The 16542-nt window shown below is 55.4% G+C and carries 14 protein-coding genes, 5 tRNA genes and 2 rRNA genes; all 21 read left to right on the forward strand.

All coding sequences use genetic code 11. The features are described from left to right. Nucleotides 1-31: 31 nt before the first annotated feature. The 21 genes from OZ656_RS03310 (at nt 32) to rplL (ending at nt 16339) form a co-directional block, all read left to right on the forward strand. Nucleotides 32-2923, forward strand: a 23S ribosomal RNA gene (locus OZ656_RS03310). Between the two features lie 83 nt (nt 2924-3006). Then, nucleotides 3007-3121 (forward strand): 5S ribosomal RNA (gene rrf / locus OZ656_RS03315). 419 nt (nt 3122-3540) lie between these two features. Beyond that, a complete protein-coding gene (locus tag OZ656_RS03320) occupies nt 3541-4743 on the forward strand; it encodes a DUF6160 family protein (protein ID WP_226538183.1) in 1203 nt (400 codons plus the stop codon). A 107-nt stretch (nt 4744-4850) separates the two neighbouring features. After that, nucleotides 4851-5810 (forward strand): hypothetical protein, encoded by a 960-nt coding sequence (locus OZ656_RS03325; protein ID WP_014420475.1) that lies wholly within the window; start codon nt 4851-4853, stop codon nt 5808-5810. Further along, nucleotides 5807-6364, forward strand: coding sequence for a hypothetical protein (locus tag OZ656_RS03330; protein WP_286715935.1), 558 nt, complete (start codon nt 5807-5809; stop codon nt 6362-6364). Before OZ656_RS03325 ends, OZ656_RS03330 begins: the two co-directional genes overlap by 4 nt. Before the next feature lie 12 nt (nt 6365-6376). Beyond that, nucleotides 6377-8770: a DUF6160 family protein gene (locus OZ656_RS03335; RefSeq protein ID WP_278350391.1), complete on the forward strand. Its 2394-nt coding sequence runs from the start codon at nt 6377-6379 to the stop codon at nt 8768-8770. Nucleotides 8771-8874: 104 nt separating this feature from the next. Continuing rightward, nucleotides 8875-9834 (forward strand): biotin--[acetyl-CoA-carboxylase] ligase, encoded by a 960-nt coding sequence (locus tag OZ656_RS03340; protein ID WP_183580380.1) that lies wholly within the window; start codon nt 8875-8877, stop codon nt 9832-9834. Beyond that, nucleotides 9831-10559, forward strand: coding sequence for a type III pantothenate kinase (locus OZ656_RS03345; protein ID WP_379944953.1), 729 nt, complete (start codon nt 9831-9833; stop codon nt 10557-10559). Before OZ656_RS03340 ends, OZ656_RS03345 begins: the two co-directional genes overlap by 4 nt. Next, complete coding sequence (locus OZ656_RS03350; RefSeq protein ID WP_379944954.1) at nt 10559-11203, forward strand: hypothetical protein; 645 nt, start codon at nt 10559-10561, stop codon at nt 11201-11203. Before OZ656_RS03345 ends, OZ656_RS03350 begins: the two co-directional genes overlap by 1 nt. 31 nt (nt 11204-11234) lie before the next feature. After that, a tRNA-Thr gene (locus tag OZ656_RS03355) sits at nt 11235-11310 on the forward strand. Nucleotides 11311-11350: 40 nt separating this feature from the next. After that, nucleotides 11351-11434, forward strand: a tRNA-Tyr gene (locus OZ656_RS03360). A 10-nt stretch (nt 11435-11444) separates the two neighbouring features. Then, nucleotides 11445-11519 (forward strand) — tRNA-Gly (locus OZ656_RS03365). A gap of 13 nt (nt 11520-11532) precedes the next feature. Continuing rightward, a tRNA-Thr gene (locus OZ656_RS03370) sits at nt 11533-11608 on the forward strand. 52 nt (nt 11609-11660) lie between these two features. Continuing rightward, the gene (tuf, locus tag OZ656_RS03375; protein WP_379944955.1) at nt 11661-12857 is read left to right on the forward strand and encodes an elongation factor Tu; all 1197 of its coding nucleotides are present in this window, start codon (nt 11661-11663) and stop codon (nt 12855-12857) included. A gap of 44 nt (nt 12858-12901) precedes the next feature. Beyond that, nucleotides 12902-12977: transfer RNA gene (locus OZ656_RS03380), tRNA-Trp, on the forward strand. A 33-nt stretch (nt 12978-13010) separates the two neighbouring features. Beyond that, entirely contained in the window at nt 13011-13379 is a 369-nt protein-coding gene (gene secE, locus OZ656_RS03385) for a preprotein translocase subunit SecE (RefSeq protein ID WP_011784235.1), read from the forward strand. Between the two features lie 12 nt (nt 13380-13391). Then, a complete protein-coding gene (gene nusG, locus OZ656_RS03390; protein WP_011784236.1) occupies nt 13392-13925 on the forward strand; it encodes a transcription termination/antitermination protein NusG in 534 nt (177 codons plus the stop codon). A 117-nt stretch (nt 13926-14042) separates the two neighbouring features. Beyond that, a complete protein-coding gene (gene rplK, locus OZ656_RS03395) occupies nt 14043-14474 on the forward strand; it encodes a 50S ribosomal protein L11 (protein WP_014420481.1) in 432 nt (143 codons plus the stop codon). Between the two features lies 1 nt (nt 14475). Then, nucleotides 14476-15174, forward strand: a complete 699-nt coding sequence (gene rplA / locus OZ656_RS03400; RefSeq protein WP_014420482.1) for a 50S ribosomal protein L1 — start codon at nt 14476-14478, stop codon at nt 15172-15174. A gap of 219 nt (nt 15175-15393) precedes the next feature. Continuing rightward, nucleotides 15394-15924, forward strand: coding sequence for a 50S ribosomal protein L10 (gene rplJ, locus OZ656_RS03405; protein WP_014420483.1), 531 nt, complete (start codon nt 15394-15396; stop codon nt 15922-15924). A gap of 40 nt (nt 15925-15964) precedes the next feature. Beyond that, nucleotides 15965-16339, forward strand: a complete 375-nt coding sequence (rplL, locus tag OZ656_RS03410) for a 50S ribosomal protein L7/L12 (protein WP_011784240.1) — start codon at nt 15965-15967, stop codon at nt 16337-16339. Nucleotides 16340-16542: the final 203 nt, after the last annotated feature.

Below are 16542 nucleotides of genomic sequence, written 5' to 3' on the forward strand. Positions count from 1 at the left end.
GAATTCGTGATCAGTTGTCTTGGGGTTATATAGTCAAGCAACTAAGCGCATACGGTGGATGCCTTGGCAGTCAGAGGCGATGAAAGACGTGGAAGCCTGCGATAAGGTTCGGGGAGCTGGCAAACGAGCTGTGATCCGGACATCTCTGAATGGGGAAACCCACCAACCTTCGGGTTGGTATCTTACACTGAATCCATAGGTGTAAGAGGCGAACCAGGGGAACTGAAACATCTAAGTACCCTGAGGAAAAGAAATCAACCGAGATTCCCTAAGTAGCGGCGAGCGAACGGGGACCAGCCCTTAAGCTGAACAACTGGTAGGAGAAGGCTCTGGAAAGTGCCGCCATAGTGGGTGATAGCCCCGTATCCGAAACCTGAGTTCAGTGAAATCGAGTAGGTCGGCGCACGAGAAACGTTGACTGAACATGGGGGGACCATCCTCCAAGGCTAAATACTCCTGACTGACCGATAGTGAACCAGTACCGTGAGGGAAAGGCGAAAAGAACCCCTGTGAGGGGAGTGAAATAGACCCTGAAACCGTATGCGTACAAGCAGTCGGAGCAGACTTGTTCTGTGACGGCGTACCTTTTGTATAATGGGTCAGCGACTTATGTTCAGTGGCGAGGTTAACCGTTTAGGGGAGCCGTAGGGAAACCGAGTCTGAATAGGGCGAATTAGTCGCTGGGCATAGACCCGAAACCGGGCGATCTATCCATGAGCAGGTTGAAGGTGCCGTAACAGGCACTGGAGGACCGAACCCACTGTCGTTGAAAAGCCAGGGGATGACTTGTGGATCGGAGTGAAAGGCTAATCAAGCCCGGAGATAGCTGGTTCTCCCCGAAAGCTATTTAGGTAGCGCCTCGGACGAATACCACAGGGGGTAGAGCACTGTTTGGGCTAGGGGGTCATCTCGACTTACCAACCCCATGCAAACTCCGAATACCTGTGAGTACTATCCGGGAGACACACGGCGGGTGCTAACGTCCGTCGTGAAGAGGGAAACAACCCAGACCGCCAGCTAAGGTCCCCAAGTACCAGTTAAGTGGGAAACGATGTGGGAAGGCTCAGACAGCTAGGAGGTTGGCTTAGAAGCAGCCACCCTTTAAAGAAAGCGTAATAGCTCACTAGTCGAGTCGGCCTGCGCGGAAGATGTAACGGGGCTCAAACTGGTCACCGAAGCTGCGGCTGCATACATTGTATGCGGGGTAGGGGAGCGTTCTGTAAGCCTGCGAAGGTGTGTTGAGAAGCATGCTGGAGGTATCAGAAGTGCGAATGCTGACATGAGTAACGACAATGCGGGTGAAAAACCCGCACGCCGGAAGACCAAGGGTTCCTGCGCAACGCTAATCGGCGCAGGGTGAGTCGGCCCCTAAGGCGAGACCGAAAGGTGTAGTCGATGGGAAACGGGTTAATATTCCCGTACCTTGGATAGCTGCGATGGAGAGACGGAGAAGGCTAGGTGAGCCGGGCGACGGTTGCCCCGGTTTAAGCATGTAGGGAGTGGACTTAGGCAAATCCGGGTCCACAATCCCGAGACGCGACGACGAGTGCCCAAGGGCGCGAAGTCATTGATGCCCTGCTTCCAGGAAAATCTTCTAAGCTTCAGGCTATTCGAGACCGTACCCCAAACCGACACAGGTGGTCAGGTAGAGAATACCAAGGCGCTTGAGAGAACTCGGGTAAAGGAACTAGGCAAAATGGTGCCGTAACTTCGGGAGAAGGCACGCCGGTGTGTACGTGAAGCCCCTGCGGGTGGAGCGGAAGCCGGTCGAAGATACCAGGCCCCTGCGACTGTTTATTAAAAACACAGCACTCTGCAAACACGAAAGTGGACGTATAGGGTGTGACGCCTGCCCGGTGCCGGAAGGTTAATTGATGGGGTTAGCATTCGTGCGAAGCTCTTGATCGAAGCCCCGGTAAACGGCGGCCGTAACTATAACGGTCCTAAGGTAGCGAAATTCCTTGTCGGGTAAGTTCCGACCTGCACGAATGGCGTAACGATGGGGGCGCTGTCTCTACCCGAGACTCAGTGAAATTGAAATCGCCGTGAAGATGCGGTGTATCCGCGGCTAGACGGAAAGACCCCGTGAACCTTTACTATAGCTTCACAGTGAACTTTGAGCATGCTTGTGTAGGATAGCTGGGAGGCTTTGAAACCGGGACGCCAGTTCCGGTGGAGCCAACCTTGAAATACCAGCCTGGCATGTTTGAGGTTCTAACTCTGGCCCCTTATCGGGGTTGAGGACACTGTGTGGTGGGTAGTTTGACTGGGGCGGTCTCCTCCCAAAGCGTAACGGAGGAGCACAAAGGTGGGCTAAGCACGGTCGGACATCGTGCGGTTAGTGTAATGGCACAAGCCCGCTTGACTGCGAGACAGACACGTCGAGCAGGTACGAAAGTAGGTCATAGTGATCCGGTGGTTCTGTATGGAAGGGCCATCGCTCAACGGATAAAAGGTACTCCGGGGATAACAGGCTGATACCGCCCAAGAGTTCACATCGACGGCGGTGTTTGGCACCTCGATGTCGGCTCATCACATCCTGGGGCTGAAGCCGGTCCCAAGGGTATGGCTGTTCGCCATTTAAAGTGGTACGCGAGCTGGGTTTAGAACGTCGTGAGACAGTTCGGTCCCTATCTGCCGTGGACGTTGGAGATTTGAGGAAAGCTGCTCCTAGTACGAGAGGACCGGAGTGGACGAACCTCTGGTGTTCGGGTTGTCACGCCAGTGGCATTGCCCGGTAGCTATGTTCGGACAGGATAACCGCTGAAAGCATCTAAGCGGGAAGCCCCTTCCAAGATGAGATCTCCCCGAGGCCTCGAGCCTCCTGAAGAGCCGTTCAAGACCAGGACGTTGATAGGTCGGGTGTGTAAGCGCTGCGAGGCGTTGAGCTAACCGATACTAATTGCTCGTGCGGCTTGACTATATAACACCCAAGACAATTGCGGATGACGCAACGAAATCAACATCACTCAGTTCCTTCTCGTCCCCCAGTGATCAACCGTTTTGCCTGACGACCATAGCGGTCTGGAACCACCTGATCCCATCCCGAACTCAGAAGTGAAACAGACCTGCGCCGATGGTAGTGTGGCGTTGCCCATGTGAGAGTAGGTCATCGTCAGGCTCCTAAATAAAACAGCCCCGACAGCAATTGCTGCCGGGGCTTTTTTATTTTGGATCGAGGCTCTCCTCTGCACTACAAAGGCCCCCATGTGACAAGCTTGCCAACGGCAAGCGCAGGACGCGGGAGCGCAGCGACGGCGGGCCCAAAGGGCCGAAGGCCGACAGGCCTGAGCAATGTAGGTCATCGTCAGGCGCCTAATACCTAAAACCCCCGACAGCTTCGCTGCCGGGGGTTTTTTATTGCCTGCAGGAAAGCGAGCAGATATGACCCTGTGATCAGGCGCACAGTTACGCTCGGTAAATAGCGTTAGCATTCCCTCAAGACTGGCAGAAAAAAAGACTAAAAAGCCAGCTTCAGAGACACTCATCAGTCATTCGATCATTGCCGTCAATAACAAAAAACGGCGGGCAGGTATGGCTATGAGTACACGTAAAAGACTATTCCTCGCGCTGTCCATGGTGCTGTCTTCGGCTGCCCATGCAGATTTGCAGCCCATTTCTGATACCGAGCTGTCCGAGGTGACAGGTCAGGCCTTTGTCTCCATAGACCGCCAGTACCATCCCGATCCCAACGAAAATACCTCCTATACCCGTGTCAATCTCGGTATGGATATCGAAATTCAGACCAATGTTGATGTTCTCGAGATGGGGCGATATGAGCGAGCGGGTGAGAAGCAGGGTTCTTCCGATGTACTGATCCGCGATTTTGCGCTCGGGTACATCAATAACCAGGCCTACTACAGCAAGAACCCTGATTCTCCGCGACAATATCGCCCCGATGGCTCAGCCTATGGCGAGAATGAGATTGTTCCGTTCATGATCGATAGCCCGTTCTTCGAGTTTGCCTTTGATGAAACCACCAATGAGGTGGTAGGTGTTCGCCTTGGCTTTGGCGAGTCCATGGGCATTCTCTCCGGCAAGATCGAAACGCTGACGGGTAACGTCAATGTCGACATCATCGATCGGGGTGAAGGATTGCGGGAGGCTAACTCCACCGGCAATTTCTTCGATCAGTTGATTGTTCTGCTCACCCCTTTGCTCGAATCCGGCAGTCCACTCGCCACCAAGGCGCAGCTGGTCTATGGCGAGGAAGGTGATCCGCGCATTGGCGAGCTTGATCCCATTCGTGCGGAGTATATCGGTATTCCGAACGGGGAAAAGTTCGTTCTTGAAGGTGCCGCCGGATTCACCCGCTGGTCGCTGAAGAACCTGATTGGCTGGGGATCCAGTTCGGAGATTGAGGTGCCGGATTGTTCCTTCTTCAGCTGTGGTGCTGGTGACATCTATGTCTATGCCCAGGATTGCATGGTGCTGGGCATAGACTCCTGCTTTGATCTGGATATTTACAACAGTTTCCCGATTGGCCAGGTTGAGGAGGTCAATGGTGAGCGGCGAATTACCGGTCCCGCCGATGGTGCGTTTATTTCGTTTCAGACCAAAGATCTGGATTGGCTGAAGGACGTCAAGAAAACCGACATCACGGTAGAGGACTTTATTCGGGCGACGTCCGGCGCATTCTTCAATATCCCCAATGGCGCCACCGAGGTAAACCTGAATGAGGCGTTGTACGGCACGGACCGTTATCGGACTGAGTACATAGACCGTGGTCGGGGGCTGTTCTGATGAGAGGATTCGGGTTCTGCAACTTCCCCTGCACTTCAATGTTGTCGTTAGCGCTCTTGTGGTCTTTGCCCCTCCAGGCTGAGATGGTGACTCTTAATGAGTCCGAGATGTCCGAGATCGATGGCGCCGGCATAGGCCTGGTTCTCGATAACTTTACCTTCTCCCATGGAACCGACGCGCCGGATGCCAATGGCAACCAGGCCCGTATATTCCGAATCACGGGCATCAAAAGCACGGACGGGCAGGACGTGGATATCACCGTGAATCACTTGTACATCGCGGGCGCTGATTCCGCCTATGGTCAGAATCTGACCCCGGTCAACCTGGGGCGTTTGCTGCATCCCTGGCGAATTGACGTGGTGGACGGCAACACGATCGGGGTCAGAGATAAATCGGTGTTGGAAATCGCCGCGCCCGCGATGCTCAGTGCGGCCGAGGGTTACGATTGCCTGGGTGGCTCAGCGGCTGCCGGAAGCGGTACCTGTTCAAGCCGCCCCGCAACTGAATCCTGGATCGGCGAGCGAGCCGATATGGGAATGCAGATGAATGTCGCGGTGGGCAACGACCGCTCTGCCAACCTGAATATACATGCGAAAAGTGCCGTGATTGACGGCAGCTACCTGCGTCTCTGGGGTGATGACGCGCGCCAGCAAATGGCCGGCCAGTTCAAGCTGAACTTCTACTCTCCGGAGCTAACCATCAACGCCTGTACTCAGGATGGCAGCGAGTGTGGCTCCCGCATCACCATGTCCGATTTTGTCCTTCAACTGGCGATCGGTAACGAGCTCCAGCCAGTGTTTTTTGATGTCGACGGTACGGGCAATTTCGTGCTGGAGGTAGATGCTATCGCTGCGCCGGCACCCGGGCAGATTGCCGCAAACGGGCTTCGGGATGGCAGCGATACCGCAACCTGGGACTTCTATGAAGCCTATTACACCAATCCGGAATACCGGAGCAATCTCCGGATTGGCAACTTTGGTGTTGGTGACCGGGATTTTGGCTCCGCCCGCATCGAAGGAATGCTCATTCAGCACCTGGAAATCAGAACCAAGGACTTGGCGCCATGATCCGTCTGACTTGTTGTTCAGCTACCCGGTTTTGCCTGCTCTTTGCGGCCCTGCTTCCCGCCTTGGCGTATTCCGAGATGTCGCCGCTCGGGGACGACGCCCTGGCTGATGTCTCCGGCCAGGGGGGGATCTATCTGTCTGGCGACATCAGCATCAACGAAATGGGAGGTCCGGTTCAGAACAATTACTTTGGCCGGTGTGATGAGGCAGATAAGAAATGCGGTGCTCGCTTTGCCTATCGGCTGAAGCAGGATGGCGGATGGATGGTACTGGATGAAATTCGAGGGATGTTCGCCTTTGAGGGTCTGACCCTGAGGGTGCGTTCGATCGATTCCGGCTTTGGGGGGGATGGTGCACTCTTTGACCGTGATGTGATTGAGCTGGGCTTGCCAAATGTTGTCCGGTTTTCTGACGTACAGTTCAGAATCGCTTCCAGTAGCACGCCACGACCAACTGACCCCGGCTTTCAGCAAACCGACATCTTTGCGGTGGAAATGCAGGGGGACGTGATCATGCAGGGTAACCTTCTGGTTTTTCCGGATGGAACCCCTTAGCCAGGAGGCATCATGACTCGTAAGCTTTCCGGAATCCTGCCCCTGAGTACGGTCGTCCTGGGCCTGGGCAGCTATTCGATGATAACCGCTGCAGATCTCCAGAGCCTTGATGACCGGGCGCTGTCTGAGATACGAGGCCAGAGCGGGATTACCATCGAAACTGACCTGACCATGACCGCAGACAAGCTTTCCTATTACGACGATAACAAAGGCGTCCATCTGGAAGGCATGCGGGTGGGTTCCTCGGAAGTGCCGGGCCAGGGCGCATTTCATCGGACCAGGATCGATATCGGCAGTGATTCTGCGCTGAATCTCGAATACCTGGTAGAAGACCGGCGGGTCGAATTCTCGGACATCCGGCTGGCCGGCGCGCCCGGTGTCAGTATGGGCGGGATTTTCTTTGATCATAGCCTTCAAGGCACCTTGAGCCTGCGCCAGCAGACCGCAGGTGGAACCGGCTATGAATTTGATTCCGCGTACACCATGACGGGAGGCCGTCTGGGCTATAGAACCAACGGTAATTCGGTGTTTCTGGACGATATTACGATGTCCGTTGAGGCCTTGGGAGTAACTCTGGAGCGGGTGGGCCAGACCCTGGAACTGACGGCTCCAAGAGTAAATGGTAGTTGGCAGGTCGGTGCTATTCGATATTCCAGCGATCCTGCGATTTATGGCCGTAGCACCAATGGTAACGGTGACCTGCTGCCCAGCTATGGCGGTCTCTCTGGCCAGTACGAACTGTCCTCAACGACCGGTATATCCGCAGGAGGCCGCGCAGGGGAGGGATTGCGGTTTGATAACGAGACAACCATACATAGCGCGTCTTTCCTCTATCACGATGATGGCCATGCACTCGCCCTGAGAGACATCACTGGTTCCTACCGAATTCAGGACCTTCGTCTGGATGTGGGTGAGGATTGGCGCGGCCGACCGGCAGTGGGTTTAACGCTTGGGCGAATGGAAGGCGAGTTTGAGGTCGGAGCCATTGAGATTGGCGGTGCTGGTAAGAGCTTTGGGGCCTTCAACCTGAGCTTTCTGTTGGAAGACCAGGTATTTGGTGGTCGCAACTACACCAATGCGCTCTACCTGCAGGGCGGAGGCCATGTCGATGCCGGTGCCCAGGGCCTGAGGCTGGCTGCCCAGTGGAGCCTAAGGCTTTCTGATCTGAGCTATACCGAGGACGGCAACAGGGTGATTATCAGCGGCCTTCAGTCCTGGGGGCAGGGCGATATCACCGTGAACGTTACCCGTGACGGTGTTCAGGGTGGAACCCGATTCTATGACGGTTTGAGAATTGGCTTTGAGGGGCTTGAGGCCGGTTACCGTATTAATGGGATGCGCGTTGGCAGTGATGATGCGCCATTGCAGGGTGGCACAGAATTGTTGTTGGCGCTCGGCATCTATCCCGCCTACGATTTTACGCTGGACGGTCACATGACGCTCGGAGCCGGTGGCGCGTCCGGTGAGGGCCTGACAATTAATTCGGATATTCACATTCGTGACGGTCGTGCTGCAGTGATTGCCGCTCCTTATGACGAAGGTAACGGTGAGCAGCCCCAGAAAGGTCTCTGGCTGACCGATATGACCTATGATGGTCATGTTCGTAACATGACTCTGGATGTTACCGATGAAGGATTGGCGCTGGCAACGGAAGAGTCCTGGAGCACCATGGATATCGGCAATGTCCGGATCGGTAATGGTGTCGATGGAGAGAGCCTTGGGCGTTTGAAGATCCAGCGTTTTGAACAGGGGAGCACGACGTTGATCAAGCCTGGTGGTGCCGGCAACGTCTGTGTGGGTGGCGCTGGTGCTTCGGCCTCGGCCTGTTCGGCATCGGGCGGTGAGTGGGAAATGCGGGGAGAGGAAGGTGTCACGATCGAGATGAAGAACATCCTCGCCCGTGCTCAGAGCAGCGAGAAGCGGAATTCGCTGTTGTGGGAAACCAATCGGACCGTCGATGGCCAGGGGCGGGCCGTGAATGGTTCCGGAACTCGCCTGGTTCTGGACAATATTTACACGAGTGACGGTGGTGATTTCGATGGTGATGGCGTCGACGACAATACCTACGGTATTCAAACCGATCTATCCGTTGACGTTTACCAGACCCGAGTCGTGAAGAAAGAAAATGGAGCGGACTCGCTGGGGGTGAATGGCGCCCGTGGAGATGAAAAGATTATGGATGCCTCGGCCCCCCAGGGTTATCGGTATGTGTCCTCTCCTTCGGAGGCTGATCGCCTGAACCGTCCACTGGGATTCGCGGTCAAGGCGGAAACCCGTTTCAAGGAACTGACCATAAATAATATCGATCTGGTTCATCCTGTGGGTGGCGCCCAGACCGCCGTGTTCGGCGCCGTGCTGCAGAACGTGAATATTCGCGCAAACCTGACCGCGACACCTATCCCCTAACGTCGCGACCGGTAAAGGGGTAAGGCCAGTGCTGCCCCTTTGCTTTTCAATCCCCTCCTGTTGTTTAATCCGGGCTTGTTTATTCCCCGTCTGGAAGCTCATTGATGAAATCCAATGCATTGCTGTCCCTGCTCAGTGATCGTGAAATCCATTCCGGTGAATCGCTGGCCCAGAAGCTGGGCGTTTCCCGGACGGCGGTGTGGAAGCATATCCGCAAGGCTATCGCCGACGGAACTGACATACGGACCATTCGCGGGCAGGGTTACCAGCTGGTGTCCGCACTGGACCTGCTTGACCGTGACATCATTCTTGGTCAACTCAATGCTTCGGTTCGAGAGCGGATACAGCTCACTGTTCTGGATGAAGTGGATTCCACAAACGCCGAGGTTGCGCGCCTACTGACGTCGGCGCCACTCCCGGTGGTGTTATCTGACTGTCAGACGTCCGGCCGTGGTCGAAGAGGTCGGAACTGGGCCAGCCCCAAGGGCCAGAACCTCTACCTGAGCCTTGGGTTGTCGATAAAAGGTGGGTTCTCGGCCCTGGATGGCCTCAGTCTGGCCCTGGGCGTTGCCGTCGCCAATGCCATTGAGCAGGTAGGGGGCGGTGAGGTAGGGCTCAAGTGGCCCAATGACCTGTTTGCCCAGGGCCAGAAATTTGGTGGGATCCTGGTAGAAATCCAGGGCGAACTCCAGGAAGGTTGTGTTCAGGTGATCGCAGGAATCGGTATCAACGTGCATATGACTCAAGCTGAAGACGTTGATCAGCCCTGGACGAGCCTGGACAAGCGTTGGCCAGACCAGGCCTGGGTCCGCAACCAACTCGCTGCCGGGATGATTACTCACATTCTGGCAGCAGTGACGGAATTTGAGGCTGGTGGCTTCCGGCAATTCCGGGAGCGCTGGCAGCGCCGTGACATCTTTAGCGGCCTGCCCCTCGTCACCCGTGACGGTGAATTAAAGGGCCTGGGAGGCGGTATCGACGAAACCGGAAACTACCTCCTGAAAACAGCAGAGGGCGAAATACCGGTGCGGGCGGGCGATATCAGTTTGCGGGTGTCTGAATGATTCTGTTGATTGACGCTGGTAATACCCGCCTGAAATGGCGACTGACTGGAACAGGCGGCCCTCTTGAAGGGGCAGCGGTCATGGCAGATGCTGAGCCCCTGACAGGACTTTCAGGCTACTGGTCTGACATCGAAAGAATTCTGGTGTCGACGGTGGCCTCGGAAAGCGCCCGCGCGCAACTTCATGAACTGTTGCTTGCCCGGTCCAAGGTGCCTGTTGAATATTGCTGGGCTGAGTCGACGCGCGATGGCCTGTCCAATTCCTATGGGGATGTGTCGCGCATGGGGGCTGATCGATGGCATGCCATGCTGGCAGGCTGGGTCAGGTGTAAGGCTTCTTTCGCCGTTGTCGATGCTGGTAGCGCCGTCACCGTGGACTATGTGAATGCCGGCGGGCGACACCTCGGTGGCTACATTCTTCCTGGGCTCCAGATGATGCGCCGTAGTCTGAAAGTGGATGCGGCACGAATTGGATTTGAGCAGAGTGAGCAACTCGACACCCGCCCGGGACAATCGACCGGCGAATGCGTCAACCACGGTCTGGCCTGGCTCACCGAGGCCCTTGTCCAGGGGATTCATCGCGATGCAAAAGCCTTTGGACTCTCTGCGATCTATCTGACCGGTGGCGATGCCCGGCGTTTGCAGGCCCTTGGTCTTGAGGCAAACGTAGTTGAGGGTATGGTGCTTGACGGTCTTGAGCGAATCGCCAGCGCGGGCGTTCTGTGATGAAGTGGCTGGCGTTTCTGTTGGCAGCTCTCAATCTGGCCGTTTGGTTTGTGCCGGCCTGGATCGAGCCATCCCGTTATGTCGGCGTTTCATCTGGAACCCTGCCACGTGTCTCCAGTCTGAAAGTGGCTTCCGAGACCATGGAGAGCCTCTCCCGGGAAGAGAGTTGTCTACGGATAACGCTCGGAATGTTTGATGCGAGGGATGACGCCGAGAATGTGGCGGCCGGTCTCAAACATAAAGCCGGCATTGTTGAGGTTGAGCAGGAGTTGCCGCCATTGCATTGGGTATTGATCCCGCCGCAGCCGCCGGAAGCCGCGCGAGCCCAGTTCCGTGAGCTCTATCTTCAGGGTGTGGAATCCTACATTGTTTCCCGGGGAGAATACCGTAACGCCATATCCCTGGGGCTGTTTGAGTCGCTCGAGGCCGCGCAAGCGGTACTGGCAGAAAAAAAACAGGCAAATCTGAATGTAGTGCTGGCCAAGTTCCCTCGAAATCGTTTAGGATACGCGCTCGTTTTTGAGGTTGAATCCATGGCAGAAAGTGAATGGGTTCAAGCGGTTGAAGCGGAAACCGGTTACGAGTTCGATTTCGTTGAAAGCAATGCTTGTGAAGGTGTTGCAAGGCCGGAAAAAAATCCGTAGTATACCGCCCTCGCTGAACAGGCGAATGTGAGCTGGCGTAGCTCAGTTGGTAGAGCAGCTGACTTGTAATCAGCAGGTCGGGGGTTCGATTCCGTCCGCCAGCTCCACTTTAAGTTTTAAGCAGGTTCGCTTTTGCGGATTTGTTCGGGAGGGGTTCCCGAGTGGCCAAAGGGATCAGACTGTAAATCTGACGCGAAAGCTTCGCAGGTTCGAATCCTGCCCCCTCCACCACTAATTGCTCGCGGGCATCGTATAGTGGCTATTACCTCAGCCTTCCAAGCTGATGACGCGGGTTCGATTCCCGCTGCCCGCTCCAATTTGGTTTCAATGCTCATGTAGCTCAGTCGGTAGAGCACATCCTTGGTAAGGATGAGGTCACCGGTTCAATTCCGGTCATGAGCTCCATTTTTTATCCGGTCAACGTTGCGATCCTGGTTGATTAGGGAGATTGGTCGAAATGTCTAAAGCAAAGTTTGAGCGTAACAAGCCGCACGTAAACGTGGGCACCATCGGTCACGTTGACCATGGTAAGACCACTCTGACAGCCGCCCTGACTCGTGTGTGTCACGAAGTTTGGGGTACTGGCGAGAGCCGTGCTTTCGATCAGATCGATAACGCACCGGAAGAGCGTGCGCGTGGTATTACCATCGCGACCTCTCACGTAGAGTACGATTCTCCGACCCGTCACTACGCCCACGTAGATTGCCCGGGCCACGCTGACTATGTGAAGAACATGATCACTGGTGCGGCACAGATGGACGGCGCGATCCTGGTTTGCTCCGCAGCTGACGGCCCCATGCCGCAGACTCGTGAGCACATCCTGCTGTCCCGTCAGGTTGGCGTTCCTTTCATTGTCGTGTTCCTGAACAAGGCCGACATGGTAGACGACGAGGAGCTGCTGGAGCTGGTTGAGATGGAAGTTCGTGACCTGCTGAGCCAGTACGACTTCCCGGGTGACGACACTCCGATCATCACCGGTTCTGCCCTGATGGCGCTGGAAGGCAAAGACGACAACGAGATGGGTACTACCGCTGTCAAGAAGCTGGTAGAAGCCCTGGACGCCTACATCCCTGAGCCGGAGCGTGCGATCGATCAGCCGTTCCTGATGCCGATCGAGGACGTATTCTCCATCTCCGGTCGTGGTACCGTAGTAACCGGCCGTGTAGAGCGTGGCATCATCAAGGTAGGTGACGAAGTGGAAATCGTGGGTATCCGCGACACCACCAAGACCACCTGTACTGGTGTTGAGATGTTCCGCAAGCTGCTGGACGAAGGTCGTGCCGGTGAGAACGTAGGTGTTCTGCTGCGTGGTACCAAGCGTGACGACGTTGAGCGTGGTCAGGTTCTGTGTGTACCGGGCTCCATCAAGCCGCACACCAAGTTCGAGTGTGAAGTGTACGTACTGTCCAAAGAAGAAGGTGGTCGTCATACTCCGTTCTTCAAGGGCTACCGTCCGCAGTTCTACTTCCGGACCACTGACGTGACCGGTTCTTGCGAACTGCCGGAAGGCGTAGAAATGGTAATGCCGGGTGACAACGTGAAAATGACCGTCACCCTGATCGCTCCGATCGCCATGGAAGATGGCCTGCGCTTCGCGATTCGCGAAGGTGGTCGTACCGTTGGTGCCGGCGTGGTCGCCAAGATCATCGAGTAACCTTCGGGTTACTCGTTTGTTGTTGCGCTGAGTTGTTTCGGTGCAGGCCAGTAGCTCAATTGGCAGAGCAGCGGTCTCCAAAACCGCAGGTTGGGGGTTCGATTCCCTCCTGGCCTGCCATTTTTCAACATCCGGATACATAAGCTGATTCCTATGGAGTCAAAAGCCGTTCAGTCGACCAGCCGTTTCGATGCTCTGAAATGGCTGGTTGTTTTTGTTCTGATTGCCGTTGGTGTGGTTGGTAATCAGTATTTCAGTGCCGAGTCTGTGCTGTATCGGGTTCTGGCTCTTGTTGGGCTGGGTCTTGTTGCTGCATTTGTTGCGCTGCAGACCGAGCGTGGCCGTCGTTTTGCCACCCTGTTGAAGGAAGCACGCGTAGAGATCCGGAAAGTCGTCTGGCCCACCAGGCCTGAGCTGGTTCAGACCACGATTATTGTTGTGGTGTTTGTTCTGGTTGTGGCTCTGATCTTGTGGGGTATGGATTCGCTGATCAGCTGGCTGGTCGCCGGCTTCATCGGCTAACGGGAGTGGGCAATGGCTAAACGCTGGTACGTCGTTCATGCGTATTCTGGCTTTGAAAAGCACGTAATGCGCACTCTGAAGGAGCGTGTGGCGCTCGAAGGCATGGAAGACAAGTTTGGCGAGATCCTGGTTCCGACCGAGGAAGTCGTCGAAATGCGCGATGGCAAGAAGCGCAAGAGCGAGCGCAAGTTCTATCCCGGGTACGTATTGGTCCAGATGGAAATGGATGATGCCTCATGGCATCTTGTGAAGAATACTCCTCGGGTACTCGGTTTCATTGGTGGTACCAAGGACAAGCCGGCACCCATTACCGAACGCGAGGCTGAGGCAATCCTGCGTCGTGTAGAAAGCGGTGCTGACAAGCCCAAGCCAAAGACCTTGTTCGAGCCGGGTGAGATTGTACGCGTTGTTGAAGGTCCGTTTGCAGACTTCAATGGCGTTGTTGAGGAAGTCGACTACGAGAAGAGTCGAGTTAAGGTTGCGGTCCTGATCTTTGGCCGTTCAACTCCGGTAGAGCTGGAGTTTGGTCAGGTCGAGAAAGACTGAGCGTAGCCTGAAAACCTGAGAGCTCGCGCGCCACGGCGACGCGGGCTTTTTGTGTCTGCTGAAGGCAGTTATATAAACGGGGAGCCGAGAGGCGTCAGAACCCACAGGAGAACTATCATGGCAAAGAAAATTGAAGCCTATATCAAGCTTCAGGTTGCTGCCGGTCAGGCCAACCCGAGTCCCCCCGTTGGTCCGGCCCTGGGTCAGCGCGGCGTAAACATCATGGAATTCTGTAAGGCCTTCAATGCCAAGACTCAAGGCATGGAGCCGGGCTTGCCGATTCCGACTGTCATCACCGTATACAGTGATCGCAGCTTTACCTTTGTTACCAAGACCCCGCCGGCGCCGGTGCTGCTGAAAAAAGCGGCTGGCATCAAGAGCGGTTCCGGTCGTCCGAACACGGACAAAGTGGGTACGGTAACCCGTGCTCAGCTGGAAGAAATTGCCAAGACCAAAGAGCCGGATCTGACTGCTGCCGACATGGAAGCAGCGGTTCGTACCATTGCCGGAACTGCCCGCAGCATGGGCCTGAACGTGGAGGGTCTGTAAGATGGCAAAGCTGAGCAAGCGTCAGAAGCTGATTCGTGAAAAAGTAGACTCTACCCGTGCCTACACCGTTGATGAGGCGGTAGCACTGTTGGCCGAGCTGGGCCAGAACGTCAAGTTCAAAGAGTCTGTAGACGTGGCCGTTAACCTTGGTGTTGATGCGCGTAAATCTGACCAGGTCGTACGTAGCAGCACTGTTCTGCCGCACGGTACTGGCAAGACTGTACGTGTAGCTGTGTTCACTCAGGGTGCCAATGCCGAGAAAGCCACTGCTGCCGGTGCAGACGTGGTCGGTATGGACGATCTGGCTGACGAAGTCAAAAAAGGCAACATGGATTTCGACGTGGTTATTGCCACTCCGGATGCCATGCGTGTTGTTGGTCAGCTGGGCCAGATCCTTGGTCCCCGCGGCCTGATGCCGAACCCGAAGGTGGGCACTGTAACTGCAGACGTTGAGACTGCGGTCAAGAACGCCAAAGCCGGTCAGGTTCGCTACCGTACTGATAAAAACGGCATTATCCACGCTCCGCTGGGTAACGTTGAATTCTCTGCCCAGAACATCAAGGAAAACCTTGAAGCTCTGGTGGCAGATCTGAAAAAGGCCAAGCCTGCATCGTCGAAGGGTGTGTATCTGAAGAAGATCACCATCTCTTCCACGATGGGTCCTGGCCTGACTATCGATCAGGGCACTCTGAGCATCTGAGGCTCTGAACGGTAGTTACTTTGTAGTCTGGGCGGAAGCCAAGGCTGTCAAAGACCGCAGGCCCCCGCAGCGCCCTCTTGAAGGGCGCCTCAAGGGTTAAAGCAACGCCTGCGCAGACGGTGTGACGACGTTCTCTCTGAACCCAAACACCGTTAGGCGTCCCGCGAGGGACATAGATGGGTTTGCTGGCATAAGCCGGCGAAATCGAGGAGAAAACCAGTGGCAATTAGACTCGAAGACAAGAAAGCGATCGTCGCTGAAGTCAACGAGACTGCTGGTACTGCTCTGTCTGTGGTTTTGGCTGACTACCGTGGTGTCACCTCTGGTGACATGACGGCGCTGCGTGCCAAGGCTCGTGCCGAAAACGTGCGTCTGAAGGTTGTTCGTAACAACCTGGCAAAGATCGCGATTCGTGGTACCGAGTTCGAGTGCATTGATCCGGCGCTGGTTGGTCCGACCATTCTGGCTTTCTCAATGGAAGATCCGGGTGCCGCTGCGCGCCTGCTGAAGGATTTTGCCAAAGAGAAAGAGGCGTTCGAAATCAAGGGTCTGGCTGTCGGCGGTGAGCTGATGGGTGCAGAACAGATTGATCGCCTGGCTACGCTGCCGACGCTGCACGAAGCGTTGACCAAGCTGGCCATTGTTACACAGGCACCAGTTACCAAGCTTGCACGTACCCTGAACGATATTCCGGGCAGGATCACACGTGTTGTAGCTGCAGTCCGGGATCAGAAGCAAGACGCTGCTTGATTCTGTTGAACACCATTTTTTACATTTTTGGGAGAAAGTCATGGCTCTGTCTAAAGACGATATTTTGAATGCAATTGCTGAAATGAGCGTAATGGAAGTTGTTGAGCTCGTAGAAGCAATGGAAGAGAAGTTTAACGTTTCTGCTGCTGCCGCTGTTGCTGCCGCTCCGGCTGCTGCCGCTGCTGGCGAAGCCGCCGAAGAGAAGACCGAGTTCGACGTAGTTCTGACCGGCGCTGGCGAGAAGAAAGTAAACGTTATCAAGGCCGTTCGTGAACTGACTGGCCTGGGTCTGAAAGAAGCCAAGGAAATGGTTGACGGCGCACCTTCTACTGTTAAGGAAGGCGCAAGCAAGGACGAGGCTGAAGAAGCCAAGAAGAAGCTTGAGGAAGCAGGCGCTTCTGTTGAGCTCAAGTAAGAGTCGGCTGTTGATCGACACCGTGCGTTAAGCATGGACGGGCTGGTGGCTTCGTGCCACCGGCCTTTTTCTGTTGTATATGCTATAGAGTCTGGTGTGCAATTGCAGGTTGATGTCAGATCTATAACCTACAGCCAGAGTCTTGTTCAAGACGGCGCGATAAGCCGAGCAACTCGGCCCCGAAGCAGAACATTTGATTGCTT

This window comes from Marinobacter sp. LM1, assembly GCF_042763285.1.
In the GTDB taxonomy this organism is placed as follows: Bacteria; Pseudomonadota; Gammaproteobacteria; order Pseudomonadales; family Oleiphilaceae; genus Marinobacter; species Marinobacter nauticus.